The organism is Microbacterium sp. DT81.1, from assembly GCF_049844955.1.
GTDB lineage: Bacteria > Actinomycetota > Actinomycetes > Actinomycetales > Microbacteriaceae > Microbacterium.
Map to the genome: position 1 here is coordinate 1 of NZ_JBNCMA010000042.1, position 214 is coordinate 214.

General features: G+C 69.2%; 1 protein-coding gene. It reads right to left on the reverse strand.

The window, feature by feature from the left end:
* Nucleotides 1-214, reverse strand: a 214-nt coding sequence (locus ACLQ2Q_RS22260; protein WP_425824095.1) for a hypothetical protein, incomplete at both ends; no start/stop codon positions are given.

The following is a 214-nucleotide window of genomic DNA, read 5'->3' on the forward strand; positions in this document are numbered from 1 at the left end:
CGGCCGGTGCCGACCAGCAGCGCGGTCGGTGTCGCCAACCCCAACGCGCAGGGGCAGGCGATGATCAGAGTCGCCACGGCCGCAGTGAACGCAACCTCGAGTGACCCGCCGACCAGCAGCCACCCCACGAACGCCAAGATCGCCAGGACGATCACGATCGGGACGAACACACCCGAGACCCGGTCGGCGAGCCGCTGCACCTTCGCTTTGCCTG